A 644-nucleotide genomic window follows, 5' to 3' on the forward strand; every position below is an offset into this window, starting at 1 on the left:
TGTTCAACCAGCCCAACCGGAGAACGTCAGCGTTGGGTTGCCCGGTAACGTCGACGTGGTGCTCCAGAATGATCTTGTCCTGAGTCAGCGTGCCGGTCTTGTCCGTGCAGAGAACATCCATCGCGCCGAAGTTCTGAATGGCGTTGAGTCGCTTCACGACGACTTTGCGCCGCGCCATCGCTACGGCGCCCTTCGCGAGGTTCGAGGAAACGATCATCGGCAGCATTTCGGGGGTAAGTCCGACGGCGACGGCAAGGCCGAACAACAGCGCTTCCACCCAGTCGCCTTTGGTCAGGCCGTTGATGACAAAGACGACAGGAACCATGACGAGCATGAAGCGGATGAGCAGCCAGCTCACACTGTTGATGCCGCGATCGAACGCCGTTTGAGCGCGCGATCCGACGATCGCCTTGGCTAACGATCCGAAATAGGTGCGAGCACCCGTGGCAACGACAAGCGCGGTCGCCGTGCCGCTCACGACGTTGGTGCCCATGAAGCAGACGTTGGGCATGTCGAGCGCGTTCATTTCGCTGGACGCTACGCTCGCCGCGGACTTCTCGGCGACAGACCCGAGCGTGTCATACTTCTCAACAGGGATGGCCTCACCGGTGAGCACTGCCTGGCTCACAAACAGATCGCGGGAT

At 60.6% G+C, this 644-nt stretch carries 1 protein-coding gene; it reads right to left on the reverse strand.

Annotated elements, in window-relative coordinates; translation table 11 throughout:
• Positions 1-644, reverse strand: a 644-nt coding sequence (locus tag AACY52_RS29150) for an HAD-IC family P-type ATPase (RefSeq protein WP_339561193.1), incomplete at both ends; no start/stop codon positions are given.

Origin of the sequence: Pseudomonas sp. EA_65y_Pfl1_P113, assembly GCF_963970525.1 — a bacterium.
In the GTDB taxonomy this organism is placed as follows: domain Bacteria; phylum Pseudomonadota; class Gammaproteobacteria; order Pseudomonadales; family Pseudomonadaceae; genus Aquipseudomonas; species Aquipseudomonas tritici.